The following is a 25,127-nucleotide window of genomic DNA, read 5'->3' as shown; positions in this document are numbered from 1 at the left end:
GGCCGTGGTCGGGTGCTGAGCCCGGCCACGGCCACCGACTCCGAGAGGACCCCGATGGCAACCAGCACCACCGCGCCGGACGCCGACCGACGCGAACCCCGGGCCGGGTCACCGGCGCGGAAGCCGGCCCGCCGGCCCCGCGGCCCGCGCCGCTCGCTCCTGCCGTATCTGCTGCTCGCCCCGGCCATCCTGCTGGAACTCGGCATCCACGTGATCCCGATGGTGGTCGGGGTCTGGATGAGCATGCTGGAGCTGACCCAGTTCCACATCCGCGACTGGTCCACCGCACCGTCCGTGGGGTGGGAGAACTACCGGGCGACGCTCGACCTGAACAGCGCCGCCGGCAAGGAACTGCTGCACTCGTTCTGGATCACCCTGGCCTACAGCGTGCTGTCGGTCGGGTTCGCCTGGCTGCTCGGCATCTCGGCGGCGGTGGTGCTGCAACGGCCGTTCCGGGGTCGGGCGATCCTGCGGGCGCTGTTCCTCACCCCGTACGCCCTGCCGGTCTACGCCGCGGTGATCACCTGGAGTTTCCTGCTGCAACGCGACACCGGCCTGGTCAACCACGTCCTCGTCGACCAGCTCGGGCTGCTGGGCGAGCGACCGTTCTGGTTGATCGGCGACAACAGCTTCGTCTCGCTGCTGGTGGTGTCGGTGTGGCGCAACTGGCCGTTCGCGTTCCTGTGCCTGATGGCCGGGTTGCAGAACGTGCCCGGCGAGCTGTACGAGGCCGCCGCGATCGACGGCGCCGGGTTCTGGCGTCGGCTGCGCTCGGTCACCCTGCCCCTGCTGCGGCCGGTGAACCTGGTGCTGCTGCTGGTGCTGTTCCTGTGGACGTTCAACGACTTCAACACCCCGTTCGTGCTGTTCGGCGGCTCCGCCCCGGAGCAGGCCGACCTGATCTCCATCCACATCTACCGCAGCTCCTTCAAGACCTGGGACTTCGGCTCCGGCTCGGCGATGTCGGTGGCGCTGCTGCTGTTCCTGCTCGTCGTGTCGGCCGTGTACCTGCTGATCACCAACCGTCGGAGGGACGACCATGCGTGAGACCGCCGGTGAGCGCTGGGGCCGACGCATCGTGCTGACCCTGCTCACTCTCTTCGTCGTCATCCCGCTCTACGTGATGGTGACCTCGGCCGCGAAGCCGTTGCAGGACGTGCAGAACGGCTTCACCTGGTGGCCCAGCCGACCCACCCTGCAACCGTTCGTCGACATGTGGAGCACCGTGCCGCTGGCCCGGTACCTGGTGAACAGCCTGGTGGTGTCGAGCATCGCGGCGGTCTGCTCGGTGGCGGTGGCCATCTTCGCCGCGTTCGCGGTGAGCCGGTACCGGTTCCGGGGTCGGGGGGTCTTCTCGGTGACGGTGCTGTCCACGCAGATGTTTCCCGGCATCCTGTTCCTGCTGCCGCTGTTCCTCATCTACGTCAACCTGGGCAACGCCACCGGCATCGAGCTGTACGCCAGTCGCACCGGCCTGGTGATCACGTACCTGACGTTCTCGTTGCCGTTCTCGATCTGGATGCTGGTCGGCTACTTCGACTCGATCCCCCGGGGTTTGGACGAGGCGGCGCAGGTCGACGGCGCGGGGCCGCTGCGCACCCTGTTCCAGGTCATCCTGCCGGCTGCCGTGCCCGGCGTCGTCGCGGTCACCGTGTACGCGTTCATGACGGCGTGGGGTGAGGTGCTGTTTGCGTCGGTGATGACCGACGAGGGCAGCCGCACCCTGGCCGTCGGCCTGCAGGGCTACTCCACCCAGTTCAACGTCTACTGGAACCAGATCATGGCCGCCTCGCTGGTGGTCAGCATCCCGGTCGTCGTCGGGTTCCTGGCCCTGCAGCGGTACTTCGTCGCCGGCCTCACCGCCGGCGCTGTCAAGTGAGTCATCCGATCCCAGAGGAGAACCATCCCGTGCCCGACCTGTCCAAGCTGCCACCCGACTTCCTCTGGGGCGTCGCCACGGCGGCGTACCAGATCGAGGGGGCCGTCGACGTCGACGGCCGGGCGCCGTCCATCTGGGACACCTTCTCGGCGACCCCCGGCACCGTCGACAACGGCGACACCGGCGCGGTGGCCTGCGACCACTACCACCGGTGGCCGGAGGATGTGGCGCTGCTGCGCCGGCTCGGCGTGGACGCGTACCGTTTCTCGGTGGCCTGGCCGCGGGTCGTGCCCGAGGGTGTCGGTCGGGTCAACCCGGCCGGGCTGGACTTCTACGACCGGCTCGTCGACACGCTGCTCGCCGACGGGATCCGACCGTTCGTCACGCTGTACCACTGGGATCTGCCGCAGGCCCTCCAGGACCGCGGCGGTTGGCCGGAGCGCGCCACCGCCGAGGCGTTCGCCGAGTACGCGGCGGTGGTGGCCGGCCGCCTCGGTGACCGGGTGGCCGACTGGAACACCGTCAACGAGCCGCTCTGCGTGTGCTGGATCGGGCACCTGGAGGGACGGATGGCCCCCGGCGAGCGCGACCTCACCCGCGCGGTGCACGCCTCGCACCACGTGCTGCTCGGGCACGGCCTGGCCACCCAGGCGATCCGCGCCAACGCCGCCCGACCGGCCTCGGTGGGCCTGGTGCTCAACCTCAGCCCGATCGAGGCGGCGACCGACCGGCCGGAGGACGTCGCGGCGGCCCGCCGGGCGGACGGGCACGTCAACAGGTGGTGGCTGGACCCGATCCACGGGCGCGGCTACCCCGCCGACATGATCGCCACCTACGGCGTCGAGCCACCGGTACGCGGTGACGATCTGGCGGTGATCGCCACGCCGACGGACTTCCTCGGGGTGAACTACTACTTCCGGCAGTTGGTGGTCGACGACCCGATCGGCGCGGCGCCGTTCGCCCGGCAGGTGCCGGTGCCCGGCTCGGTGGAGACCGCGATGGGCTGGGAGGTGTTCCCGGCAGGGCTGGAGCGGCTGCTGGTCGACGTGCACGAGGAGTACCGGCCGGGCCGGATCATCGTCACCGAGAGCGGTTCGGCCTGGCCGGACGAGGTCACCGCGGACGGCACGGTGGAGGACAAGGAGCGCACGGACCACCTGGAGCAGCACCTGGCGGCGTGCGCGTCGGCGGTGGCCCGGGGCGTGCCGCTGGACGGGTACTTCGTCTGGTCGCTGCTGGACAACTTCGAGTGGGCGTACGGCTACGACAAGCGCTTCGGGTTGGTGCACGTGGACTACGCCACCCAGCGGCGGACGATGAAGGCGAGCGGTCTGCGCTACGCCGAGGTGGTCCGCTCCCACCGGGCGCTCGCCCGGGCGGCCGACACCGCGACGCCGGTGGCCTGAGACACGGGGGGTGCCCGACGGCCGCCCGGGGGGTGACCCTGGGCGGCCGTTCGTGTTCCGGTCGGGCGAAACCGCCACGGACCACCGCGCCGGGTGGCTAGCCTGCGGCAATGTCCGCAGCCCCCGACGAGGTCGACGATACCGAGCCCGCCGGGCGGGTCTCCGGCACCGACCGGATGACGGCCTTCAGCGACGGTGTCTTCGCCATCGTCGTCACGCTGCTCGTCATCGATCTGCGGGTGCCGGAGTACCACGAGGGTGACCTGCTGACCGGTCTGCTCGACGAGGGCCCCTCGTACCTCGCCTTCGTGGTGTCCTTCGTCTACGTCGGGGTGCTCTGGCTCAACCACCACGCGCTGCTGCGGCTGATCCGCCGGACCACCCTCGCCCTGAGCTGGATCAATCTCGGCGTCCTCTTCGGCGCGGTGATCATTCCGTTCCCGACCGCCGTGCTGGCGTCCGCGTTCACCGAGGGCGACATCGACGACCAGCGCGCGGCGGTCGCCCTGTACGCGCTCTCCGCGGCGTTGATGTCGGCACCCTGGCTGGTGTTCTTCGGTTACCTGCGACGCCACCCGGCGCTGCTCGAACGCCGGGTCAGCCCGGGGTACGTGCGGACGCAGCGGCTGCGGCCGATCACCGGCCTCGTCCTGTACGGGCTCGGCGGCCTGCTCGGCTGGTTCGTCAACCCGCTGCTGGGCCTGATCGCCGTCATCGTGATGATCACCTATCACGCGGTGACCAGTCAGGGACTACCCCGGTGGCTCCTGCGCCACTGACCGGTCCGCACGGCGGCGCGCCGACTCCCCCGCAGCCGGAGCAGGTCGGCGGGTGTGTCCACGTCGGCCGGGGAGCCGACGTCGTCGCAGGGCACCTCGACGACCAGGTCCGGCCAATCGCGCAGCAGGTCGCGGGCGCCCCGGTCGCCGACGGCGTACCCGTGCAGCAGTGGCCACGTCGGCCGGCTGAGCAGGATCGGGTGCCCACGCCGGCCGGCGTAGGTGGCGACGGCGACGACCGCCCCGGAGGCGTGCGCCCGGCGCACCCGGCGCACCGCGACCGGGCTGAGCAGTGGCTGGTCGACGAGCACGACGAGCGCGGCCAGGGTGTCGGCCGGCAGCGACGCCAGCCCGCGCAGCAGCGACCCGCCCAGTCCGTCCGCCCAGCGGTCGTGCCGGACCGGCACCGCGCCCGGCAGGTCGGGCATCTCATCCGCGCCCGCGCCGAGCACCACGTGCACGGGGGCGCAGCCGCCGTCGCCCAGCAGTCGGACCCCGTGCCGGACCAGTGGTTCGCCGTCCAGCTCGACGAGCGCCTTCGGTCGGCCGAAGCGCCGTCCCGCGCCGGCGGCCAGCAGCAGCCCGGCGACCACCGCTCCACCCCCGTACGATAGGTTCGCGTTATTCGCCCCGAAATATACCGACGAAGCTAGTCTGTCCCGGTGCAGAGCGGACCGAAGAACGCGACGACCACGGACGCGAGGCACTCGTCCCGGGTGGCGTTCGAGGTCAACGGCTCGTCCCGGGCGCTCACGCTGGACAACCGCACCACACTGCTCGACACGCTACGCGAGCACCTCGGCCTGACCGGGGCGAAGAAGGGCTGCGACCACGGTCAGTGCGGCTCCTGCACCGTCCTGCTCGACGGCCGCCGGGTGAAGAGCTGCCTGATCCTCGCGGTCACCGTGGACGGCCGGTCCGTGGTCACCGTCGAAGGGCTGGCCGAGCCGGACGGGTTGTCCCCGTTGCAGGCCGCGTTCATCGCGCACGACGCGTTCCAGTGCGGCTACTGCACCCCGGGGCAACTCTGCTCCGCCCGGGGCATGCTCGACGAGGTGGCCGAGGGGTGGCCCAGCGCGGTCACCGACGACCTCGGCGCGCCGGTCGAGCTGACCGACGCGGAGATCCGCGAGCGGATGGCCGGCAACCTGTGCCGCTGCGCCGCGTACCCCCACATCGTCGCGGCCGTGCGGGAGACGGCGGCGGCGACGTGAGGGCGTTCCGCTACCACCGGCCCGTCGACGTGGCCGACGCGGTCGCCGTGCTGGCGGCCGAGCCCCGGGCCGCGTACCTGGGTGGCGGCACCAACCTGGTGGACCTGATGAAACTCGGTGTGCAACGCCCGGACGTGCTGGTGGACGTGACAGGCCTCCCGCTGGACACCGTCGAGGAGTTGCCCGACGGCGGGCTGCGGATCGGCGCCACGGTGCGCAACAGCGACCTGGCCGCCCACCCGGTGGTGCGGCGGGACTACCCGGTGCTGGCCCGCGCCCTGCTCGCCGCCGCCTCCGGACAGCTGCGCAACATGGCCACCACCGGCGGCAACCTGTTGCAGCGCACCCGGTGCGTCTACTTCCAGGACACCGGCAAGGCCTGCAACAAGCGGGAGCCCGGCAGCGGCTGCGCCGCCCTGCACGGCCAGAACCGCGACCTCGCGGTGCTGGACTGGTCCGAGCAGTGCGTCGCCACCCACCCGTCCGACCTGGCCGTGGCGCTGACCGCCCTCGACACCGTCGTGGAGGTGCACGAGGCCGACGGCCCCCGCGACATCCCGATCACCGCCCTGTACCGCTCCCCCGGCACCCACCCGGACCGCGAGACCACCCTCGACCGGGGCGCGCTGATCACCGCCGTCCGGGTGCCACCGCTGCCGGCCGCGCGCCGCTCGACGTACCTCAAGGTGCGCGACCGGGCGTCGTTCGCCTTCGCCGCCGGCTCGGTGGCCGCCGTCCTGGACCTCGACGGCGACACGGTCCGCGACGTGCGGTTGGCGTACGGGGCGGTGGCGCACCGGCCGTGGCGGGCGTACCGGGCCGAGGAGGAGCTGCGGGGGCGCCCGTTCAGCCCGGAACTGGCCCGACAGGCCGCCGACGCGGAGCTGGCCGAGGCGCGCCCACTGCGGCACAACGGTTTCAAGCTGCCACTGACCCGCGCCATCACCGTGCGGGCGCTCAGCGAACTGGCCGTGTCGTGAGCGGCGGGGCGGTCGGGCGCGCGTTTCCCCGGTTGGAGGGCCCGGCGAAGGTCACCGGCACGGCCCGGTACGCGGTGGAGTACCCGGTGGACGGGGTCACCTACGGCTGGGCGGTGCCGTCGGCGGTGGTCCGGGGCCGGATCACCCGGGTGGACACGGCGGAGGCGCTGGCGTCGCCGGGCGTGCTGGCCGTGCTGCACCACGGCAACGCGCCCCGACTCGCGCCCGGCCCGGAGCGGGAGTTGTGGCTGTTGCAGGAGCCGGTGGTGCACTACCGGGGGCAGTACGTCGCCGTTGTGGTGGCCACCAGCCTGGAGGCGGCCCGCGAGGGCGCCCGGCTGGTCCGGATCGACTACGACGCCGGCCCGCACAGCACCGTGCTCGCCGACGACCACCCCGGCCTGTACCAGCCCGACCACGTCAACCCCAGCTACCCGACCGACACCGCCGAGGGTGACTTCGACGCCGGGTACGCGGCCGCTCCGGTACGGGTGGACGCCACGTACCGAACGCCGGCGTACCACAACAACCCGATGGAGCCGCACGCCACGACGGCGCAGTGGCGCGACGGGCGGCTGCTGGTGCACGACTCCACCCAGGGCGCGTCGCCGGTCCGCGCCACCCTCGCCGAGCTGTTCGAGGTGCCCCCGGAGTCGATCCGGGTCGTCGCCGAGCACGTCGGCGGCGGCTTCGGCAGCAAGGGGTACGCCAAGGCCGCGGTGGTGCTGACGGCCCTCGCCGCCCGACACGTGGACCGGCCGGTCAAGCTGGCGTTGACCCGGCAGCAACTGTTCGGGCCGATCGGTTACCGCACCCCCACCATCCAGCGGGTCCGCCTCGCCGCCGACACCGACGGACGGCTCACCGCGATCTGCCACGACGCGATCAGTCAGACGTCGACCATCCGGGAGTTCGCCGAGCAGACCGCCGTCTACACCCGCAGCATGTACGCCGCTCCGCACCGCCGCACCACGCACCGACTGGTCCGCCTCGACGTGCCCACGCCGTTCTGGATGCGCGCCCCCGGCGAGTGCCCGGGCGCGTACGCGCTGGAGTCCGCGATGGACGAGTTGGCCATCGCGGTCGGCATCGACCCGGTGGAGCTGCGCGTCCGCAACGACACCGCTGTCGACCCGGACCAGGCGCGGCCGTTCACCAGTCGCAACCTGGTGGCCTGCCTGCGCGAGGGCGCCGAGCGGTTCGGCTGGACCGACCGGGACCCGACGCCCCGCGCCCGCCGCGACGGCCGCTGGCTGCTCGGCACGGGGGTGGCCGGGTCGGCCTACCCGGCCCGGGCCCGACCGTCGACGGCCACCGCCACCGCCCGGCCCGACGGAAGCTTCCTGGTCCGGATCAACGCCACCGACATCGGCACCGGCGCCCGTACGGCGATCTGGCAGGTGGCCGCCGACGCGCTCGGGGTGCCGCCCGAGCAGGTCGAGATCCACATCGGGGACAGCGAGTTGCCGACCGCCCCGTTGGCCGGCGGATCGATGGGCACCGCGAGCTGGAGCTGGGCGGTCATCCGCGCCTGCCAGGCGTTGCGGGAGAAGCGGCGCGACAACCCCGGCGAGGTGACCGCCGAGGCCGACACCACCGACGAGGTGGGCGGACAGCCCGCGCTGCCCCGGTACGCGTACGGGGCGCAGTTCGCCGAGGTGCGGGTGGACGCCGACACCGGCGAGGTACGCGTGAACCGCATGCTCGGGGTGTTCGCCGCCGGCCGGGTCGTCAACCCGACGACGGCGCGCAGCCAACTCATCGGCGGTATGACGATGGGGCTGTCGATGGCGCTGCACGAGGAGGGGCTGCTCGACGAGCGGTACGGCGACTGGGTCAACCACGACCTGGCCACGTACCACATCACCGGCTGCGCGGACGTGGAGTCCGTCGAGGCGTACTGGCTCGACGAGCACGACGACGAGCTGAACCCGGCCGGGGTGAAGGGCATCGGTGAGATCGGCATCGTCGGCGCCGCGGCGGCGATCGCCAACGCGGTGCACCACGCGACCGGCGTACGGATCCGGGAGCTGCCGATCCGACTCGACAAGCTCATCGGATCATCAGAGTTGGCTTAAATAAGCCGGCAGTGATAGAAATGTCGTCGTGCACGCCTTCGACGTGCTGGGCGATCCGGTCCGGCGCCGCATCCTGGAGCTGCTCGCCGACGGCGAGCAGACCGCCGGCGCGGTCAACGCGGTGATCCGCGACGAGTTCGGCATCTCCCAACCCGCCGTGTCCCAGCACCTCAAGGTGTTACGGGACAACGGCTTCGCCACCGTGCGACCGGAGGGCACCCGACGGCTGTACGCGGTCGACCCCCGCCCACTGCGCGAGGTCGACGGCTGGCTGGAGCACTTCCGCCGGTTCTGGACCCCACCTCTGGCGGCACTCGCCACGGAGCTGGCCCGAGGTCGACGCGAACGTCGGCTCAACGGGCCCGCCGACTCACCCGACGAGAGGAACACCTGATGTTCGACGCGACCGAGCAGATCAACGCCGTCCAGCGCACGGTCGGCAGCCGCACCCTGGAGGCCGGCGAGGCGCGGGTGACCACGATCAGCCAGACCTACCAGGCGACGGTCGAGGATCTCTGGGACGCCTGCACCAGCGCCGAGCGCATCCCCCGCTGGTTCCTGCCGATCTCCGGCGACCTCCGGCTGGGCGGCACGTACCAGCTCCAGGGCAACGCCCACGGCACCATCGAGACCTGTGAGCCGCCGCACCGCTTCACCGCCACCTGGGAGTACGGCGACGAGGTGAGCTGGATCGAGGTGCGCGTGACGGCGGTCGGCGACGAGCGGGCCCGCCTCGACCTGGACCACATCGCGCACGTCGACCAGGACCGGTGGGCGCAGTTCGGGCCGGGTGCCGTCGGGGTCGGCTGGGACCTGGGCCTGCTCGGGCTCGCCTCGCACCTGGCCGGCGACGGCAGCGGGATCACCCCCGACCAGGCCGCCGAGTGGACCGCCTCCCCCGAGGGCCGACGGGCCATGGAGCTGAGCAGCCACCTGTGGGGTGAGGCCAGCATCGCCGCCGGCACCGACGCCGACGAGGCGAAGGCCGCCGCCGAACGCACCACCGCCTTCTACACCGGCACCCCGGAGCTCTGAGCGCGGGCGGCGGCGCGGCAGACGTCGGGGTCGTCGGAGTAGCGTGCTGCGGCATGACCGGCACGCCGTACTCGCACTGCTCCTCCTGTGGCGCCGCCTACCCGCCGGCCGCCGGCTGGCCCCGGCTCTGCGCGGCCTGCGGCGAGACCGTGTGGCGCAACCCGCTGCCGGTGGCGGCCGCGGTGCTGCCGGTCCGCACGACCGAGGGCCTGGGCGTGGTGGTGGTCCGCCGGGACATCGAACCGGCCCGCGGCCTGCTCGCGCTGCCCGGTGGCTTCATCGAGTACGGCGAGGAGTGGTCCGACGCGCTCGTCCGTGAGCTGCGGGAGGAGACCGGCCTGGTCGCGGCGGCCGAGGACGCCCGGCTGTTCGCCGTGCACGGCGCCCCGGCGGGCGGCACCATGATGGTCTTCGGGGTGCTGCCCGAGCAGCGGGCCGAGGACCTGCCACCGTCCGCGCCCACCGAGGAGGCGACCGAGTGGCTGGTGCTCACCGACCCGGTCGAGCTGGCGTTCTCCACCCACACCCGGGTGCTGGCCGAGTTCCTCGCGGCGGCACGCACCGCCTGACCGATCGGCCGCCGGGGTGGACGGTCAGCGGGGCAGGGCGTCGTCGGTGCCGGTCAGGTAGCCGCTGGCCTGCAACTCGAACAGCTCCCGGTAGAGGCCACCGGACGCCATCAGCTCGTCGTGGTTGCCCTGCTGGACCAGTCGGCCCCGTTCCATCACGAAGATCCGGTCGGCGTGCCGGACGTTGGCCAGCCGGTGGGTGATCAGCACGACGGCCCGGTCGGGGCTGCGACGGAGGTGCTGAAACAGGGCGTGTTCGGCGCGGGCGTCCAGGGCCGCCGACGGTTCGTCACAGATCAGCAGCGCCGCGTCCCGGTACAGGCCGCGCGCGGCGACCAACCGCTGCCACTGCCCACCGGACAACTCGTGACCGTCCTTGAACTCCCGGTCGAGCAGCGTGTCGTAGCCGTTGGGCAGGCCCACGATCATGTCGTGCGCGGCAGCCGCGCCGGCCGCCTCCTGCACGCTCGGTCCGGACCGTTCCGGTGGGCGGTCGTGCCGGCCGACGCGAATGTTCTGCCCGGCGGTGAACGGGAACTTCCACCACTCCTGGGTCATCACGGCCACCTGGCCGCCCAGGGCGCGCGGGTCCAGATCGGCCGCGTCGACGCCGTCCCAGCGGATCACCCCGCCGGTCGGCCGGTACAGCCCGGCGATCAGCTTGGCCAGGGTGGTCTTGCCGGAGCCGTTCTCGCCGACCAGAGCGACCACCTCCCCCCGGCGCACCGTCAGACTCACCCGATCCACGGCCGGCGTGTCGGTGTCCGGATAGCTCAGGCTCACCTCGTCCAGATCGATCACCTGGACGCCGTCGACCACGCGGTCACCGCCGACCGGCACCCGGGCGTGGGCGCGGGCCAGGAAGTCCCGGTAGTCCTGGTAATAGAGGGCATCCTCGTAGAGCGAGTTCGTGGCGATGACCGCCAACCCCAGGCTGCTGCGCGCCGACTGAAGGGCGAGCAGGGCGGTGGCCGCCGCGGCGAGGGCCACCATCCCGGCCAGCAACAGGCCGCCGAGCACCGCGTACACCCCGAAGGTGGCCAGGCCCGCGACGGTCGCGCCGGCAATTCGCGTGCCGGTCTGCGCGCGGACCAACCGCAGTTGGGCCCGGGTCTCGACGGCCATCACGCCGCGATACTCGGCAAGCAGGAAGTCGCGCATCTGGTACGCGCGCACCTCGGCGGCGGTGTGCCGATTGGCCATCAGGCGGGCCAGCATCCACATCCGACGTTGTCGGGTGATCCGGGCCAGCATCGCCAGGTACTCGCGGCGGGCCATCCGTACCGCGGTGATCGCCTGGGGCACCGCGGCGAGCAGCAGGCAGGGCAGCAACAGCGGTTGGATGACGGTCACCGCGACGGCGGTGGCCAGCATGCCGACCACGCCGGTGACCAGGTCGACGGTGTGGTCGACGATGTACGCGGCCTCCGTCATCCCCCGGTCCCGGGCCCGGTCCATCTCCTCGGCGAAGCCGGCGTCGTCGAACGCCGCCAACTCCACTGCGGTGGTCGCCTCGAACAGCCGCAACTCGACCTGATAGTTGATCTGCGGGGTCAGCCGGGCCTGTGCCCAGCCGGCCGCGATGGCCAGGCCACCGCGCGCCGAGACGGCCGCCGCCGCCACGGCCAGCGCCGGCAGGGCCGCCCGGACCCGGTCCGGTGTGGGGCCTGCGGCGAACAACTCACTCAGCACACTCGTCGTCGCCAGCAGGCCGAACGTGGTCATCACACCGGCGGCGACGTTCAGGCCGATGGAGGCGACGGTGTCCCGACGGCTGGTGGCCCAGGCCAGGCCGACCGCCTCGCGGACCAGTCGGGGCAGCCGGCGGGCCACCGCCCAGAAGCCGGTGTGGGCGAAGTCGTGCGCGTGGTGCAACCAGTCCGGGTCCTCCAACTCCGGCAGCATCGGGCCGGCCGGCGGATCGGCCGGCGTGCCGTCGTCCTCGGTGGCGGTGCGCTGGCGGGCCATCGACTCCACGGACCCTCCTCGGGGCGGGGATCACCAACGCTGCCCGAGACTACTGGCGGCAACCACCTGCTGTCTCTAGGTAGTCGGCGCGTCGCCCGGCTCCTCCGGCGCGCCCTCCGCGATCGGCAGCAGCACCCGGAAGGTGGTCCGCCCCGGCTCGGTCTCCACCCGGATGTCGCCGTGGTGCTTGTGCACGACGATCCGGTACGAGATGTCCAGCCCCAACCCGGTCCCCGCGCCCACCGGCTTGGTGGTGAAGAACGGCTCGAAGATGCGCGGCCGCACCTCCGGCGGGATACCCGGACCGGTGTCGGTGATCTCCACCGCCAACCGGTCGCCGACAAGCCCGGTGTGGACGGTCAACACACCCTTCTCGCCCATCGCGCCCAACGCGTTGTCGATCAGGTTGGTCCACACCTGGTTCAGCTCGGCCGCGTACGCCGGGACCGGCGGAAGACCACGGTCGTACTCCCGGACCAGCGTGACCTCGGCGGGGATCTTCCCCTTGAACATCACCAACGTGGCGTCGAGCAGGTCGTGCACGTCCACCACCCGGTGCGGCGCGCGGTCGAGCTGGGAGTACTGCTTGGCGGCGCCCACCAGGCCCGAGATCCGGGTCACCGCGTCGCCGATCTCCCGCATCAACAACTCGGTGTCGACGGTGTAGGTGAGCCAGCGCACCGCCGCCTCCAGGTCGGCCGGGCCGACCGCCGTCTTCACCCGCGTCAACCAGGCGGTGTCCAGGCCACCACCGACCAGGATCGGCGCCAGGTCCCAGGCACCGTCGACGCCGTGCTCCTCCAGCCAGTCCGTGAGGGTGTCCTCGGCGTCCGCGGTGGCCACCGGGGACAGCTTCGGCGCGGTCGCGACCCGGGCGACGGCCTCCTCCTGCAACGCGACGAGACCGTGCAGAGCGCTGCCGTCCAGCCGACCATCGGCGATCATGGCGAGCTTGTGGCGCATCCCGGCGACCCGGTCCCGCAGCACCGACGTCGCCCGCACCGCCGCCGCGGCCGGATTGTTCAGCTCGTGCGTCAACCCCGCCGACAGCGAGCCGAGGGCCAGCAGCCGCTCCCGTTCACCGACGATGGCCTGCGAGTCCCGCATCCCGAAGAACAGCCCCTCCAACAGGTGCATGGGCATCGGGAACCAGGACCGCAGGGCGTACGCGAAGTCCTCCGCCAGCAGCACGAAGAAGTCCGCGTCGGTCACCGCCCGCAGGCTGTTGCGGTAGACCTGGTCGACCTGCTCACCCAGGTACGCCTGGGTGGCCCCGCCGTACACCCCGCGCTGCTCGGTCCGGCTGACCTCCACGTCGTCGCCGTGCACCAGACGGCTCAACGCCACCGCGCCGCGCACCAACACGAAGAAGCAGGTCGCCGGCTCGCCCTCGGCGTACACGAGGGTGCCCCCGGCCCGCTGCTCGACCCGGCCGTGCTCGGCCAGCCAGTCGAGCTGCGCGTCGTCGAGGGCCTCGAACAGGAACAGGGTACGCAGCTGCGCGGGTGTCAGCCGGTCCGGTTGAGTGGTCATTGTGCCTCCAGGTAGCGGTGCACGAGCGACACGGCCATCGCGCCCTCGCCGACGGCCGAGGCGACCCGTTTGACCGACTCGGCCCGTACGTCGCCGGCGGCGAACACACCCGGCACGCTGGTCTCCAGGTGGTACGGGTCGCGGGACAACGACCAGCCGGCCGGCCGCCGCCCCCCGGCCAGCAGGTCCGGGCCGGTGACGATGAAGCCGCGCTCGTCGCGGACCAGCACCCCGTCCAGCCAGTCGGTACGCGGCTCCGCGCCGATGAAGATGAACAGCCAGGAGGCGTCGACCGAGCGGGCCTCCCCGGTGCGGGTGTCACAGAGGGACAGCCGCTCCAGGTGACCATCCCCGGCCCCGCCGACCACCGCCGTGTGCGGGTGCACGGTGATCGAGTCGATCCGTTCCAACTGGTCGATCAGGTACCGCGACATCGAGGCGGTCAGGTCCGCGCCACGGATCAGCAGGTGCACTCTCGACGCGTACCGGGAGAAGTGCACCGCCGCCTGCCCGGCGGAGTTGGCCCCGCCGACGATGTAGACGTCCTGCTCGACGCAGCTCGGCGCCTCGGTGGCGGCGGCGCCGTAGAACACGCCCCGGCCGGTGAGGTCCGCCAGCCCGGGAGCGTCGAGCACCCGGTACGACACCCCCGTCGCCAGCACCACTGTGTGCGCCGCGATCTCGCTGCCGTCGCCGAAGCGCAGCAGCCGGGCACCGCCGGCCTCGCTGAGACCGACCACCTCCCGGGCGCTGAGCAGCTCCGCGCCGAACTTCACCGCCTGCCGCCTGGCCCGATCGGTCAACTGCGCGCCGGAGACGCCGTCCGGGAAACCCAGGTAGTTCTCGATCCGGCTGCTCTGCCCGGCCTGCCCGCCGGTCGCCCGCCGCTCGACGAGCACGGTCCGCAGCCCCTCCGACGCCCCGTACACCGCCGAGCCGAGGCCCGCCGGGCCGCCGCCGATCACCACCAGGTCGTAGAAGTCGGACGCCGGCACCACTGTCAACCCGGCCAGCGCGGCCAGCTCGGCCTCACTGGGGGCGATCAACGCCTTGCCCTCGGGCGTCACCACCAGCGGTACGTCCGCCTCGGTGGCCCCGGCCGCGTCGAGCAACCGCACGCCCTCCGGGTCGTCCGACAGCAACCAGCGGTACGGCACCAGGTTGCGGGCCAGGAAGTCCCGGACCTTGAACGACGGCGCCGACCACCGGTGCCCCACCACCCGGATCTCGGCACTCGCCGCGTCCGGGGTGGCCGCCCACGCCTCCAGCAGCCCGTCCACCACCGGGTACAGCTTCTCCTCCGGCGGATGCCACGGCTTGAGCAGGTAGTGGTCCAGGTCCACCACGTTGATCGCCTCGATCGCGGCGTCGGTGTCCGCGTACGCGGTGAGGAGCACCCGGCGCGCCGCCGGGAAGATGTCCATGGCCGCCTCGAGGAACTCCACGCCGGTCATCTCCGGCATCCGGTGGTCGGCCAGCAGCAGCGCCACCTGTTCGCCGCGCAGCTTGACCTCCCGCAGCGCGTCCAGCGCCTCCGGCCCCGACGAGGCCCGCAGCACCCGGTAGCGGTCGCCGTAGCGGCGCCGGACGTCCCGGGCCACCGCCCGGGACACCACGGGGTCGTCGTCGACGGTCAGGATCACCGGGTTAGCCATGGCGTCATGAAACCATCCGCCGCAGGTCCGCCGCACCGGGGCGTGCGGTCCACCGCACGGTTGACCGGGCTCGGGACGGGTAAGCCGGGGAGCCGCGCGGGCCGCACCCCGGCCATCCGCCCGGTTGCCGCGCACACTTCGGGGGGCCTATGGGGGACGCGACACCGACCCGGGGACCGACGTCGGGCTCGATCGTGGAGCTGCGGGTGCACGGTGTCTCCGGCGCGGGGGCGGACCAGGTGCTGGACCGACCGCACGTGCACCAGGTCGCCGGAGACCGCAGCGGCGGGTTCTACCGACCGCGTCCCGGCTACCCGGACTCGACCGGGACCGACGGGGTGACGCTGGAGGCGTACCGCTGGAGCGACCTGCCCTCCGGCACGGCCGTCCGGACGCTGTCACTGGTGTTCCTGCTGCCGTTCATGCTCTGCAACGTGGCGTTGTGGATGCGCCCGGCGAACACCGTCTCGAAGAGCGGCTTCATGGCGCTGTGCCGGGTGCTCGCGCTCACCCTCACCATGCTCTACGTGCTCTCCATCGTCGGCGTGGCCCTGGACCTCATCGCCTGGCGCTGCATGGGCACCCCGGCGTGCCTGGCCGGCCGGAGCTGGTTGTCCTGGCTCGGTGGGCGACCGACCGGGCTGCGCCTCGCTCTCCTGGCGCTGGTGCCGGTCGCCGCCATCGGGCTCGTCTGGCGGCTGGGCTCCCGCCCGAGCCACTCGTTCGACGCGTTCCGGACCCCGTCCACGCCCGTGTCGAAGCACCGGTTGAGCGCGGTCGGCCAGTGGGACGGTGCCCCGCTGGTGGGCCGACTGCGCTCGGTCCATGTCGCGACCGCGTTCGCCACGCTGGACGGCAGCCTGCTGGCCGCCCGGGCCAGCCAGCACTCCTCGTGGGTGATGGTGACACTCCTGACGGCCACCGGGGCGTTGCTGCTGGCCTGCCTGGTCATGGTCACGGCGGTGCCGAGCATCGATCGACCCGATCAGTCGCCCCGCGTCGACGCCCTCTTCCGCAGCCTGCGCATCCTCGCCTGCGGCCTCACGGTCCTGGTGATCGTGCACGTCGCCATCAGCCCGGCGCCGTGGCCGCAGGGCGGCGTGCTGCCCGGCTACAGCGCCATCGTGGCCTGGGTGTTCGTCAGTCAGACGGTGCTGGTCGTCAGCCTCGCCACGCTGGTGCTCTGGCGGCGCGGCGGTGGGCAACGCAAGGCCCCGCTGCGCGCGCTGGGAGCGCCCGTCTTCATCACCATCGCCGCCGAACTGGCGGTGGCCTTCTCCGCCGAGCTGGTCTACCGGGGGGCGGACCTGCTCGACCGCAACGGCACCACGGCGGACAGCCTGGAAACCAGCCCTCCCCTGGCGTACAAGTGGGCGATCTTCGGGTTTTTCCTGGCGGCGATGGCCGCCCTGCTGGTCGCCGGCCTGGTCACCCGGCTGACCAGACCCGGGCGGCGGCGGGCCGCGCGGGCGATCGTGGCCGCCGACTTCCCGGACGCGCCGCCGTCGGCGGCGAGCCGGCTGCGCCGCGTCGAGCAGGCGGTGGCCCGAGCGCGCTTCACCGAACGGGTGGAACTGCTCTCGGTGGTGTACGCCGGCCTCGCGGCTCTCGGCCTGTCCACCAGCCTGCTCGGCCTGCTCCAACTGCTTCCCGGCGACGTGGCGCAGCGCTACGCCGGGGTGCCGGAGAGCCTGGTCGACTTCCTGATCGGGATCGGCAGCTACCTCATCGCGGCGGTCGTGCTCGGGCTGGTGATCGGCGGCATCTTCGCCTACCGGACGGCCGGATTCCGGAGGTACGTGGGCGTGCTGTGGGACCTGGGCACCTTCTGGCCGCGGGCCGCGCACCCGTTCGCCCCGCCCTGCTACGCCGAGCGGGCCGTGCCGGAACTCGCCAAACGGGTCAGCTACCTGGTGGAGCAGGGACACGGTGTGCTGCTCGCCGGGCACAGCCACGGTTCGGTGCTGCTCGCCGCGACCGTGCTGCAACTGCCCACCCGGATCACCGACCGGGTCGCCCTGCTGACCTACGGGTCCCCGTTGGGACGGCTGTACGCACGGCTGTTCCCGGCGTACACCGACGACCCGGCCATGCGGGAGATCGGCGAGCGCGTCGGCTGGCGGTGGCTCAACCTGTGGCGCGACACCGACCCGATCGGCGGATGGATCTTCGCCTCCCACCGGCCCGGACGGGCGGAGAGACTGACCGGGCCGGCGGCGACCGTGGATCGCCGGCTGGTCGACCCGGCGGACGTGGTGCCCGCCCCCAGCGACAGCGTGCCGCCCCCGATCCTCGGGCACTGGCCGTGCGAGTCGCAGGACGCGTTCACCGAGGCGGAGCGGGACCTCATCGCGCGGCTGCGCCGCGCCCCCCTCGCGCGCGGCTGAGCCGACCGACGCCACAGCTCCGGCGGCCGGATATCGTCGCGGGGTGACTCCGTCCAAGCGACCCGAACGTCGGCTGATCGCCTCGAACAAGAAAGCCCGGCACGAGTACGAGGTGCTGCGCACGTACGAGGCGGGGATCGTGCTGGTCGGGACCGAGGTGAAGTCGCTACGCGAGGGACGGGCCTCGCTGGTGGACGCGTTCGCCCACGAACGTGACGGCGAGATCGTGCTGTACGGCCTGCACATCGCCGAGTACACCTACGGCACGTGGACCAACCACGCACCCCGCCGCAACCGCAAGCTGCTGCTGCACCGGGCCGAGATCGACCGGATCCTCGACAAGGTCCGCGAGGGCGGGGTGACCATGGTCCCGCTGTCCATGTACTTCGAGAACGGCTACGCCAAGGTCGAACTGGCTCTGGCGAAGGGCAAGCGCTCCTACGACAAGCGGCAGACGTTGGCCGAGCGGGACGCCAACCGGGAGATCGCCCGCGAACTGGGCCGACACCTCAAGGGCCACCCCCGCCGGGTCTGAGCTGGTCCCGCTCGTCGGGGCCGCCCGCGTTTCGAGGGCCGGCGGCGGTGTCGGCGGTTGGTGGCGGGCCGCGTTCCCGTGACCGGCCGCGTTCCCGTGGCCGGCCGCGTTCCCGTGACCGGCCGCGTTCCCGTGACCGGCCGCGTTCCGTGACGGGCCGCGTTTCGTGACGGGCGTTTCGCGGCGCGGTTCTTGCGCGGTGGCGGTTGGGTTGAACGAGGTTTTCGAAGGGGTGGCGGCGCGGCGCGCCGGCACCTCGTTGACGTGCGTCCGACGACGTGGTCTGCTCACTCCGTGCCGTTATTGGAAACGGTATTCGTTAGCGATACGGAGGAGAACCATGTCACTCACCGTCCCGCCCGCCCTGCTCGACGCCGCCGAACGCGGCCCCGTGGACGACGAGGCGTTCATCGCCTGCGTCCGTGACTCGCTCCCGTACGCTTGGGCCACCGTGAGCCGGGTGGTGGCCGAGCTTGAGTCGGGCGACGCCGAACTGGCCGACAACGTCGTCCCGCCACCCAGCGACGCCGACCGGGGGCAACTGCTCAGGGCGCTGGCGAGCGACGCGATCCGCGGCGGCCTGGAACGACACTTCGGTGTACGCCTCGCCTTCCAGAACTGCCACCGCGTCGCCGCGTTCCGGCCGTCGGCCGTCGACGGGGAGCGCTACCGGCGCTTCGTGTCGACCCGTGGCCAACTCCTCAACCAGTCCCCCGAACTGCGCAACTGCTGATCCCTGAACCGGACGCCCGCCCACGATCCGCGCAACAACAGGAAAAGTGCTGCCTCCACTCGCCCCGAGGCAGCACTTTCCCGGACTGCGCCGACCGTGGGCGGGCGCCCCGCGCCCCGCGCCCCGCGCCCCGCGCCCCGCGCCCCGCGCCCCGCGCCCCGCGCCCCGCGCCCCGCGCCCCGCGCCCCGCGCCCCGCGCCCCGCGCCCCGCGCCCCGCGCCCCGCGCCCCGCGCCCCGCGCCCCGCGCCCCGCGCCCCGCGCCCCGCGCCCCGCGCCCCGCGCCCCGCGCCCCGCGCCAAGATCCTCACAACATCGGCGATGTTGCTGCATCCAACACGCGGGAAACACCAACATCCCCGATGTTGCGCGGATCTTGACGACGAACACCTCGCGCGGACAGCCGCAAGCGCGCGGCCGACGCCACGATCGCGCTCGAACCAGGATGTAGGGGCCTCGCCGGCGCGCCGACACCACTACATCCTGGTTGTAGCGCGATCTTGGTGGGCGGCGCCGAAAGCGTGACCCGTGGGGCGCAATTGCTGGCCCGCACACCCACTTCCTGAGGTGAGTGCGGGCCGTTTCGGGCTTTCGTGCTTGCAGGTGCGGGCGATAGGGTCGGTCGGTGACGACCTTCCGGATCGGCGAGGCGGCCGACCTGCTCGGTGTCAGCTCCGACACCATCCGCCGCTGGGTGGACGCCGGGCGGCTGACGGCCGGGCGCGACGAGCACGGCCACCGGGTGATCGACGGTGTCGACCTGGCCGCGTTCGCCCGCGCTCAGGCCGCCGACCCGGATGCGGGTACGGAGTTCTCCTCCGCCCGCAACCGGCTTCGCGGCATCGTCGTCGACGTCCGCAAGGACACGGTGATGGCCCAGGTCGACATCCAGGCCGGCCCGTTCCGCGTCGTGTCGCTGATGAGCCGGGAGGCGGTCGACGAGCTCGACCTGCGCGTCGGTTCGGTGGCCGTCGCGGTGATCAAGTCGACCACCGTGGTGGTGGAGCGGGCCGCGCCCACCACGACCAGGGGAAGGGCTGGCGGATGAACGCGCCGAAGGACGCCCGGACGGACGGCGCGACGGGCTGGCGGATGACCATGCGCAAGGCCTCCCAGACGAACGCGCACAAGAACGCGTGGAACAGCACGCGGGCGATGCGGCGGGTGGCAGCGGTCCTGCTGGCACTGGCTGTCGCCGGCTGCGGCGCGGACGGTGGCCGGGCCTCCGGCGGTGACGGTGACGGTCGGGGCGTCGGCGCGGTGACGGTGTTCGCGGCCGCCTCGCTGACCGAGTCGTTCACCCGGATCGGGAAGGACTTCGAGGCCGCCAACCCGGGCAGCACGGTGACCCTCAACTTCGCCGGCAGCTCCGCCCTGGCCAACCAGATCAACCAGGGTGCGCCGGCCGACGTGTTCGCCTCGGCCGCCCCGGCGACCATGACCACCGTCACCGAGGCCGGCAACGCCGACGGCACGCCGCGCGTCTTCGCCCGCAACCAGTTGGTCATCGCGGTGCCCCGGGGCAACCCGGCAGGGGTCGAAGGGTTGGCCGACCTCGGCAAGCCCGGCGTGAAGGTGGCACTGTGCGCCACGCAGGTGCCCTGCGGCGCGGCGGCGCTCACCGCGCTGGACTCGGCGGGTGTCGCGCTGACGCCGGCCACTCTCGAGCGGGACGTCAAGGGCGCGCTCGCCAAGGTGAAGCTGGGTGAGGTCGACGCGGCCCTGGTCTACCGCACCGACGCGCGGGCGGCGAGCGCCGACGTGACCGGCGTGGAGTTCCCCGAGTCGGCGCGGGCGGTCAACGACTACCCGATCGTCGCGCTGAAGGACGCACCGAACCGGACCGCCGCGCGGGCCTTCGTCGCGTACGTCCGCTCGGCGGCGGCGCAGTCGGTCCTCGTCGAGGCCGGCTTCCAGACTCCATGAGCCGGCTGCTCGATCACGCAATGTCCCGGCGGCGGGGGCGGGTGCCGGCGGCGCTGCTGATCCCCGCCGGGCTGGGGCTGCTCTTCCTCGTCCTGCCGTTGGCCGGGCTGGTCATCCGGGCGCCGTGGACGACACTGCCGGGGCGGCTCACCGAGCCGGGCGCGCTGACCGCTCTGCGGCTGTCGGTGCAGACCGCGACCCTGGCCACCGTTCTCTGCCTGGCGCTCGGGGTGCCGCTGGCCTGGATGTTGGCCCGGGTCGACTTCCCCGGCCGTCGGCTGGTGCGCGCGCTGGTCACGGTGCCGCTGGTGCTGCCGCCGGTGGTCGGTGGGGTGGCGCTGTTGCTGGTCTTCGGTCGGCGTGGGCTGCTCGGCGGTTGGCTCGACGCCACGTTCGGCATCACCCTGCCCTTCACCACCACGGGTGTCGTGCTGGCCGAGTCGTTCGTGGCCATGCCGTTCCTGGTCATCGCCGTGGAGGGCGCCCTCCGTGCTGCCGACCACCGGTTCGAGGAGGCCGCCGCGACGCTGGGTGCCAGCCGGTGGACCACCTTCACCCATGTGACGCTGCCGCTGGTGGCGCCGGGGCTGGCCGCCGGCGCGGTGCTCTGCTGGGCGCGGGCGCTCGGGGAGTTCGGTGCCACCATCACCTTCGCCGGCAACTATCCCGGCCGGACGCAGACCATGCCACTCGCCGTCTACCTGGCGTTGGAGACCGACCTGGAGTCCGCGATCGTGCTCAGCCTGGTGTTGCTCGTCGTGTCGGTCGGCATCCTGGTCGCGCTGCGCGACCGCTGGATGACCAGCGCATGACCGGTCCGCTGCTCGACGCCCGGCTCGTCGTCGACCGGGGTACGTTCCGACTCGACGTGCCGTTACGGGTCGCGCCCGGCGAGGTCGTCGCTCTGCTCGGCCCGAACGGTGCCGGCAAGACCACCGCGCTGCGTGCCCTGGCCGGGCTGCACCCCCTCACCGACGGCCACGTCACGCTCGACGGCGTCGACCTGGACCGTCCGGCGACCCGGGGTTGGGTGCCGACGGAACGCCGGTCGATCGGTGTGGTCTTCCAGGACTATCTGCTCTTTCCGCACCTGAGCGCACTGGACAACGTGGCTTTCGGGCCGCGTCGGCACGGCGTCGACCGGAGGACGGCACGGGCCACGGCCCGTGACTGGCTCGACCGGGTGGGGCTCGACGGTCAGGCGCACCGTCGCCCCCGGCAGCTCTCCGGTGGCCAGGCACAACGGGTGGCGCTGGCGCGCGCGTTGGCGCTCGCGCCGTCACTGTTGCTGTTGGACGAGCCGCTCGCGGCCCTGGACGCGCGCACCCGGCTGGAGACCCGCGCCGAGCTGCACCGCCATCTGGCCGCGCACCCGGGCGCGACGCTGCTGGTCACCCACGACCCGCTGGACGCGCTCGCCCTGGCGGACCGGCTGGTCATCGTCGAGGGCGGGCGGGTGGTCCAGGAGGGTGACGGGCCGAGCGTGACCGCCCGTCCGCGCACGGACTACGTCGCCAGGCTGGTGGGGCTGAACCTCTACCGGGGCAGGGCCGACGGTCTCGGGGTGCGGGTGGCGCCGGAGTTGACCCTCGCCGTCGCGGACCGGCTGGACGGTGAGGCGTTCGTGGCGTTCCGGCCTGCGGCGGTGGCCCTGCATCCGAGCCGACCCGAGGGCAGCCCGCGTAACACCTGGGCGGGAACGGTGGCCGGTGTGCAGCGGCACGGCGACAACCTGCGCGTGCAGGTGGACGGGCCGATCGAGGTGGCCGCTGACGTCACGCCGGCCGCCGTCGCCCAGTTGCGGCTGGTCCCCGGTCAGCGCGTGTGGGTGGCGGTGAAGGCCACCGAGACGCACGCCTACCCGGCCACCGGCTGACGGCGGGAAATCGGTCAGCCGGCGAGCAGGTCGGTGTGCGCGGCACGCAGTCGGGCCAGCGCGGGGTCGCTGCCCGGGACGACGCGCCGATCCAGCTCGGCCCAGGCCTCGGCCAGCGCCGCGCGGACCGCGCTCAACTCCGCGGCGTGTCGTTGACTGCTGCGTCGGTGCTGATCGTCGAGGCGTCGGGCCCAACCGGCGGTGACGGCGGCGAGCCGTTCGGCGTCGGCACGGGCCTGTGCGCCGTTGCGGGCTGCCGCGGCGGGGACGATGGCGGCGACCGGGCGGGGGTCACCGTCGCGGGTGACGACGGTGACCGCGTCGGTCAGCTCGGCCAGCGCGACGAGCTGGCTGAACCGGGTGCGCGCCTCACGCAGCGGCACGGAACGCGGCGGGTCGGAATGAGGGGTGAGCGCGGGGACGGCCATGAATGCATGGTGTCGCCCGGGTACGACAGAAATCCGTCGTCAGTGGACGGTGGACGGCGATCCGTTCGCCCCGGCCAGCCACTCGTCGGCCAGCACCGACCAGATTTCCAGGTCGATCCGCCCCTGCGGGCCGGGCCTGAGCTGGCGGAGTGTGCCGTCGAGGCGTAGACCGAGTCGACGGGCGAGGGCCTTGCTGCGGATGTTGTCGGCGTTGGTGCGCCACTCCACCCGCTGGATGCCGCGCTCGCGGACCGCCCAGTCGACGATCCGGCGGATCGCCGGCGCGACCATGCCCCTGCCCTCGGCTGCCGGCTCCACCCAGCATCCGACCTCGCAGGCGCCGCTGGCCGCGTCGAACGACACGAAGATGACCCCGCCGACGAGGGTGCCCCGCCACCACAGGCCCCACATGCCTCCGCTGTCGCCGGCCCAGCGGTCGGCGTACCGCTGCAACACGGCTCGGGCCGTGGCCAGGTCGGTGGCGGCGAAGGACGGCGACACTCAGGGCTGGATGTGCTCGCGGGCGCGGTCCATGTGGGCGAGGAACTCCTCGGCCCGCCACGGCTCCAGCGGGCGGAGCTCGACATCCTCGGTCAGCGGCAGGGCGAACACCGGGCCTCCCCGAAGGTGAGTGGGCAACGACGGGTAGCAGAGTCGCACAGGACCACCGTTCGGTCGCGGCCCGGGGCCGCTCACTGCGGCAGGTGGGTACGCAGGGCGCGAACCGGGCCACGGTCGGGTACGACGGGTCAGGTGCCTGCGACTGCCGCAGAGCCTCCCGGCCGGCGAGCCGGTCGTCGGCGCGCACCAGCTGCCCCGGCCAGCACCGACGCCATCAGATGATCATGTGGGTCCAGTAGCTGAGCCAGAGCACGAACAGCGCCCCCTGCACCACGGCGAGCGTCGCGGTCAGCCACACGTCGGCGCCGGCGTGGCGGGCCCAGCGAGCGAGGACCAGTGCCACCGGGAACGCGGCGAGCAGGTAGCGCAGCAGGCTCTTGTACACCGCCGGGCCCATCGACAGCGGCACGAGCACCATGAGGACGCCGTACACCAGGTAGGGCAGTTCCCGACGGCGGAACCCGGCGGCCAGCACGACCAGGACGACCACGGCGAACCAGACCCGGGCGGCGTCGCGCGGCTCTCCGACCAGCCCGTGCCACAGCACCGGCAGCGGGTTCTGCACCTGGATCCCCCACCCGGTCTCCTGGGCGTGCTGGTAGGCGAACCAGTCGCCGCCGCGCCACCGGCAGTAGGCCATGAAGGTGAACCATCCGGCGGGCAGGAGCAGCAGCGGCCAGCCGGTCCGGAGGTAGCCGAGCAGGGCGCGGGGGCCGAGCCGCCAGTCGTGCTGACGGAGCAGTACGAGCGCCAACGGCAGCGCCACGAGCAGGCCGACGGACCGGCTCATCGCCAGGAAGTAGCCGATGACGCCGACGAGCAGCCAGCGGCTCCGCTCGGCGTGGTAGAAGGCGGCCAGCGCGAGACAGACGAACAACGACTCGGTCAGCGCGGCCTGGAACAGGAACGCCGTCGGCAGCAGCACCAGGTACCTGGTGAACCGGCGGGCCGAGTCCGCGTCACCGAGGAGCAGCTCGGCGAGTCGGTAGCCGTACCAGAGGGCCAGCAGGAAGGCGACGTTGCTGATCAGCAGCAGGGCGAGCGCGGTGTCGCCGCCGAGCAGCGCGCCGACCGGGCGGGCCAGGAACGGGTACAGCAGGGGGAAGCCGAAGTCCCGCCACGGCCCGGTCAGGGGCAGCTCGGTCAGGCGGAGGTAGAGCAGCGAGTCCCAGGCGAACCAGAAGGAGATCCACCGGTGCCCGGAGATGTCCCGCTGCTGGGCCCACATCAGTGCCTCGTCCGCCGGGGGCGCGCCGGGGATGCCGTCCCAGGCGTGCAGGACCAGCAGACCGAGCAGTGTCAGCAGCAGCTTCGCGCCGACGAACAGACCGATCACGTACGCCCAGGGCGTCGGCACCCGGCGGGCCAGGCGGGCTGCGCCGTGGCCGGCCGCGACGGTGCGCGCGGCCAGCGTCGCCGCGCCGCCTCGCCACCGGTGCATCCGCCCCGCTCCCCCGGTCCGCCGGCCCGCCCGTCGCGCGCGGGTGTCGCCCCTCCCGTTGTACGCCGCCGCGTGCCAGGCCGAAG

At 72.8% G+C, this 25,127-nt stretch carries 23 protein-coding genes and 1 pseudogene; 17 read left to right on the top strand and 7 right to left on the bottom strand.

Annotation, left to right across the window (positions count from 1 at the left end; translation table 11 throughout):
* The first annotated feature begins 54 nt into the window (after positions 1-54).
* The 4 genes from GA0070612_RS20185 to GA0070612_RS20170 all read left to right on the top strand — a co-directional run bounded on the left by GA0070612_RS20185 (position 55) and on the right by GA0070612_RS20170 (position 4,064).
* Positions 55-1,047, top strand: a complete 993-nt coding sequence (locus GA0070612_RS20185) for a carbohydrate ABC transporter permease (RefSeq protein WP_088991638.1) — start codon at positions 55-57, stop codon at positions 1,045-1,047.
* On the top strand, positions 1,040-1,879 hold the full coding sequence (locus tag GA0070612_RS20180; RefSeq protein ID WP_088989328.1) for a carbohydrate ABC transporter permease: 840 nt from the start codon (positions 1,040-1,042) through the stop codon (positions 1,877-1,879). The genes GA0070612_RS20185 and GA0070612_RS20180 overlap by 8 nt, the downstream gene beginning before the upstream one ends.
* Before the next feature lie 29 nt (positions 1,880-1,908).
* Complete coding sequence (locus tag GA0070612_RS20175; RefSeq protein ID WP_088989327.1) at positions 1,909-3,285, top strand: GH1 family beta-glucosidase; 1,377 nt, start codon at positions 1,909-1,911, stop codon at positions 3,283-3,285.
* Between the two features lie 110 nt (positions 3,286-3,395).
* Positions 3,396-4,064 (top strand): TMEM175 family protein, encoded by a 669-nt coding sequence (locus GA0070612_RS20170; protein ID WP_088989326.1) that lies wholly within the window; start codon positions 3,396-3,398, stop codon positions 4,062-4,064.
* Here GA0070612_RS20170 and GA0070612_RS20165 read toward each other — a convergent pair.
* Complete coding sequence (locus GA0070612_RS20165) at positions 4,031-4,657, bottom strand: nucleotidyltransferase family protein (protein ID WP_231924266.1); 627 nt, start codon at positions 4,655-4,657, stop codon at positions 4,031-4,033. The two genes, GA0070612_RS20170 and GA0070612_RS20165, sit on opposite strands and share 34 nt — an antisense overlap.
* 123 nt (positions 4,658-4,780) lie before the next feature.
* On the opposite strand from GA0070612_RS20165, the gene GA0070612_RS20160 reads away from it, so the two are divergent.
* Genes GA0070612_RS20160 through GA0070612_RS20135 form a run of 6 tightly spaced genes read left to right on the top strand, consistent with a single transcriptional unit; the run spans position 4,781 to position 9,940 of the window.
* Positions 4,781-5,278 (top strand): 2Fe-2S iron-sulfur cluster-binding protein, encoded by a 498-nt coding sequence (locus GA0070612_RS20160; RefSeq protein WP_197699457.1) that lies wholly within the window; start codon positions 4,781-4,783, stop codon positions 5,276-5,278.
* Positions 5,275-6,258: an FAD binding domain-containing protein gene (locus GA0070612_RS20155; protein ID WP_088989324.1), complete on the top strand. Its 984-nt coding sequence runs from the start codon at positions 5,275-5,277 to the stop codon at positions 6,256-6,258. The genes GA0070612_RS20160 and GA0070612_RS20155 overlap by 4 nt, the downstream gene beginning before the upstream one ends.
* A complete protein-coding gene (locus GA0070612_RS20150) occupies positions 6,255-8,336 on the top strand; it encodes a xanthine dehydrogenase family protein molybdopterin-binding subunit (protein ID WP_088989323.1) in 2,082 nt (693 codons plus the stop codon). Before GA0070612_RS20155 ends, GA0070612_RS20150 begins: the two co-directional genes overlap by 4 nt.
* 28 nt (positions 8,337-8,364) lie before the next feature.
* Positions 8,365-8,730 (top strand): ArsR/SmtB family transcription factor, encoded by a 366-nt coding sequence (locus tag GA0070612_RS20145; RefSeq protein ID WP_088989322.1) that lies wholly within the window; start codon positions 8,365-8,367, stop codon positions 8,728-8,730.
* Positions 8,730-9,371, top strand: coding sequence for an SRPBCC family protein (locus tag GA0070612_RS20140; RefSeq protein ID WP_088989321.1), 642 nt, complete (start codon positions 8,730-8,732; stop codon positions 9,369-9,371). The genes GA0070612_RS20145 and GA0070612_RS20140 overlap by 1 nt, the downstream gene beginning before the upstream one ends.
* A 53-nt stretch (positions 9,372-9,424) precedes the next feature.
* Positions 9,425-9,940 (top strand): NUDIX domain-containing protein, encoded by a 516-nt coding sequence (locus tag GA0070612_RS20135; protein WP_088989320.1) that lies wholly within the window; start codon positions 9,425-9,427, stop codon positions 9,938-9,940.
* Positions 9,941-9,964: 24 nt separating this feature from the next.
* Here GA0070612_RS20135 and GA0070612_RS20130 read toward each other — a convergent pair whose 3' ends face one another.
* The 3 genes from GA0070612_RS20130 to GA0070612_RS20120 all read right to left on the bottom strand — a co-directional run bounded on the left by GA0070612_RS20130 (position 9,965) and on the right by GA0070612_RS20120 (position 15,096).
* Positions 9,965-11,908 (bottom strand): ABC transporter ATP-binding protein, encoded by a 1,944-nt coding sequence (locus GA0070612_RS20130; RefSeq protein ID WP_088991636.1) that lies wholly within the window; start codon positions 11,906-11,908, stop codon positions 9,965-9,967.
* Between the two features lie 75 nt (positions 11,909-11,983).
* Positions 11,984-13,441: an ATP-binding protein gene (locus GA0070612_RS20125; RefSeq protein WP_088989319.1), complete on the bottom strand. Its 1,458-nt coding sequence runs from the start codon at positions 13,439-13,441 to the stop codon at positions 11,984-11,986.
* Positions 13,438-15,096: an FAD-dependent oxidoreductase gene (locus GA0070612_RS20120; RefSeq protein WP_197699198.1), complete on the bottom strand. Its 1,659-nt coding sequence runs from the start codon at positions 15,094-15,096 to the stop codon at positions 13,438-13,440. Before GA0070612_RS20120 ends, GA0070612_RS20125 begins: the two co-directional genes overlap by 4 nt.
* A 149-nt stretch (positions 15,097-15,245) precedes the next feature.
* Here GA0070612_RS20120 and GA0070612_RS20115 point away from each other — a divergent pair, with 149 nt between their 5' ends.
* From GA0070612_RS20115 to GA0070612_RS20080, 7 genes are all read left to right on the top strand, one after another.
* On the top strand, positions 15,246-17,483 hold the full coding sequence (locus tag GA0070612_RS20115) for a hypothetical protein (protein ID WP_088989317.1): 2,238 nt from the start codon (positions 15,246-15,248) through the stop codon (positions 17,481-17,483).
* Positions 17,484-17,526: 43 nt separating this feature from the next.
* The gene (smpB, locus tag GA0070612_RS20110; RefSeq protein ID WP_088989316.1) at positions 17,527-18,018 is read left to right on the top strand and encodes an SsrA-binding protein SmpB; all 492 of its coding nucleotides are present in this window, start codon (positions 17,527-17,529) and stop codon (positions 18,016-18,018) included.
* Positions 18,019-18,358: 340 nt separating this feature from the next.
* Entirely contained in the window at positions 18,359-18,751 is a 393-nt protein-coding gene (locus GA0070612_RS20105) for an SCO5389 family protein (RefSeq protein ID WP_088989315.1), read from the top strand.
* 623 nt (positions 18,752-19,374) lie between these two features.
* Positions 19,375-19,797, top strand: coding sequence for a TOBE domain-containing protein (locus GA0070612_RS20095; RefSeq protein ID WP_088989313.1), 423 nt, complete (start codon positions 19,375-19,377; stop codon positions 19,795-19,797).
* Positions 19,798-19,904: 107 nt separating this feature from the next.
* Positions 19,905-20,675 carry a molybdate ABC transporter substrate-binding protein gene (modA, locus tag GA0070612_RS20090; RefSeq protein WP_088991635.1) on the top strand — a complete coding sequence of 257 codons (771 nt, stop codon included), beginning with the start codon at positions 19,905-19,907 and terminating at the stop codon, positions 20,673-20,675.
* A gap of 20 nt (positions 20,676-20,695) precedes the next feature.
* Positions 20,696-21,487, top strand: a complete 792-nt coding sequence (modB, locus tag GA0070612_RS20085) for a molybdate ABC transporter permease subunit (RefSeq protein ID WP_088989312.1) — start codon at positions 20,696-20,698, stop codon at positions 21,485-21,487.
* Positions 21,484-22,551, top strand: a complete 1,068-nt coding sequence (locus GA0070612_RS20080; protein ID WP_088989311.1) for an ABC transporter ATP-binding protein — start codon at positions 21,484-21,486, stop codon at positions 22,549-22,551. The genes modB and GA0070612_RS20080 overlap by 4 nt, the downstream gene beginning before the upstream one ends.
* Before the next feature lie 14 nt (positions 22,552-22,565).
* Here GA0070612_RS20080 and GA0070612_RS20075 read toward each other — a convergent pair whose 3' ends face one another.
* The 3 genes and pseudogenes from GA0070612_RS20075 to GA0070612_RS20065 all read right to left on the bottom strand — a co-directional run bounded on the left by GA0070612_RS20075 (position 22,566) and on the right by GA0070612_RS20065 (position 25,041).
* Positions 22,566-22,979, bottom strand: a complete 414-nt coding sequence (locus GA0070612_RS20075) for a hypothetical protein (RefSeq protein ID WP_088989310.1) — start codon at positions 22,977-22,979, stop codon at positions 22,566-22,568.
* A gap of 39 nt (positions 22,980-23,018) precedes the next feature.
* A pseudogene (locus GA0070612_RS20070) lies at positions 23,019-23,591 on the bottom strand (GNAT family N-acetyltransferase).
* 223 nt (positions 23,592-23,814) lie between these two features.
* Complete coding sequence (locus GA0070612_RS20065; protein WP_231924265.1) at positions 23,815-25,041, bottom strand: hypothetical protein; 1,227 nt, start codon at positions 25,039-25,041, stop codon at positions 23,815-23,817.
* Positions 25,042-25,127: the final 86 nt, after the last annotated feature.

Source organism: Micromonospora chokoriensis, from assembly GCF_900091505.1.
Lineage (GTDB): Bacteria > Actinomycetota > Actinomycetes > Mycobacteriales > Micromonosporaceae > Micromonospora > Micromonospora chokoriensis.
Note: the sequence above shows the minus strand (reverse complement) of the source record. Positions and strands in the feature narration are given on the sequence as shown.

Excerpts from the sequence above, each read along its gene's own strand:
- GA0070612_RS20185 (WP_088991638.1), top strand. The coding sequence starts at position 55 with ATGGCAACCAGCACCACCGCGCCGGACGCCGACCGACGCGAACCCCGG.
- GA0070612_RS20135 (WP_088989320.1), top strand. The coding sequence starts at position 9,425 with ATGACCGGCACGCCGTACTCGCACTGCTCCTCCTGTGGCGCCGCCTAC.
- GA0070612_RS20105 (WP_088989315.1), top strand. The coding sequence starts at position 18,359 with ATGTCACTCACCGTCCCGCCCGCCCTGCTCGACGCCGCCGAACGCGGC.
- modB (WP_088989312.1), top strand. The coding sequence starts at position 20,696 with ATGTCCCGGCGGCGGGGGCGGGTGCCGGCGGCGCTGCTGATCCCCGCC.
- GA0070612_RS20180 (WP_088989328.1), top strand. The coding sequence starts at position 1,040 with ATGCGTGAGACCGCCGGTGAGCGCTGGGGCCGACGCATCGTGCTGACC.
- GA0070612_RS20170 (WP_088989326.1), top strand. The coding sequence starts at position 3,396 with ATGTCCGCAGCCCCCGACGAGGTCGACGATACCGAGCCCGCCGGGCGG.
- GA0070612_RS20065 (WP_231924265.1), bottom strand. The coding sequence starts at position 25,041 with ATGCACCGGTGGCGAGGCGGCGCGGCGACGCTGGCCGCGCGCACCGTC.
- GA0070612_RS20120 (WP_197699198.1), bottom strand. The coding sequence starts at position 15,096 with ATGGCTAACCCGGTGATCCTGACCGTCGACGACGACCCCGTGGTGTCC.
- GA0070612_RS20125 (WP_088989319.1), bottom strand. The coding sequence starts at position 13,441 with ATGACCACTCAACCGGACCGGCTGACACCCGCGCAGCTGCGTACCCTG.
- GA0070612_RS20075 (WP_088989310.1), bottom strand. The coding sequence starts at position 22,979 with ATGGCCGTCCCCGCGCTCACCCCTCATTCCGACCCGCCGCGTTCCGTG.
- GA0070612_RS20080 (WP_088989311.1), top strand. The coding sequence starts at position 21,484 with ATGACCGGTCCGCTGCTCGACGCCCGGCTCGTCGTCGACCGGGGTACG.
- modA (WP_088991635.1), top strand. The coding sequence starts at position 19,905 with ATGCGGCGGGTGGCAGCGGTCCTGCTGGCACTGGCTGTCGCCGGCTGC.
- GA0070612_RS20115 (WP_088989317.1), top strand. The coding sequence starts at position 15,246 with ATGGGGGACGCGACACCGACCCGGGGACCGACGTCGGGCTCGATCGTG.
- GA0070612_RS20140 (WP_088989321.1), top strand. The coding sequence starts at position 8,730 with ATGTTCGACGCGACCGAGCAGATCAACGCCGTCCAGCGCACGGTCGGC.
- GA0070612_RS20130 (WP_088991636.1), bottom strand. The coding sequence starts at position 11,908 with ATGGCCCGCCAGCGCACCGCCACCGAGGACGACGGCACGCCGGCCGAT.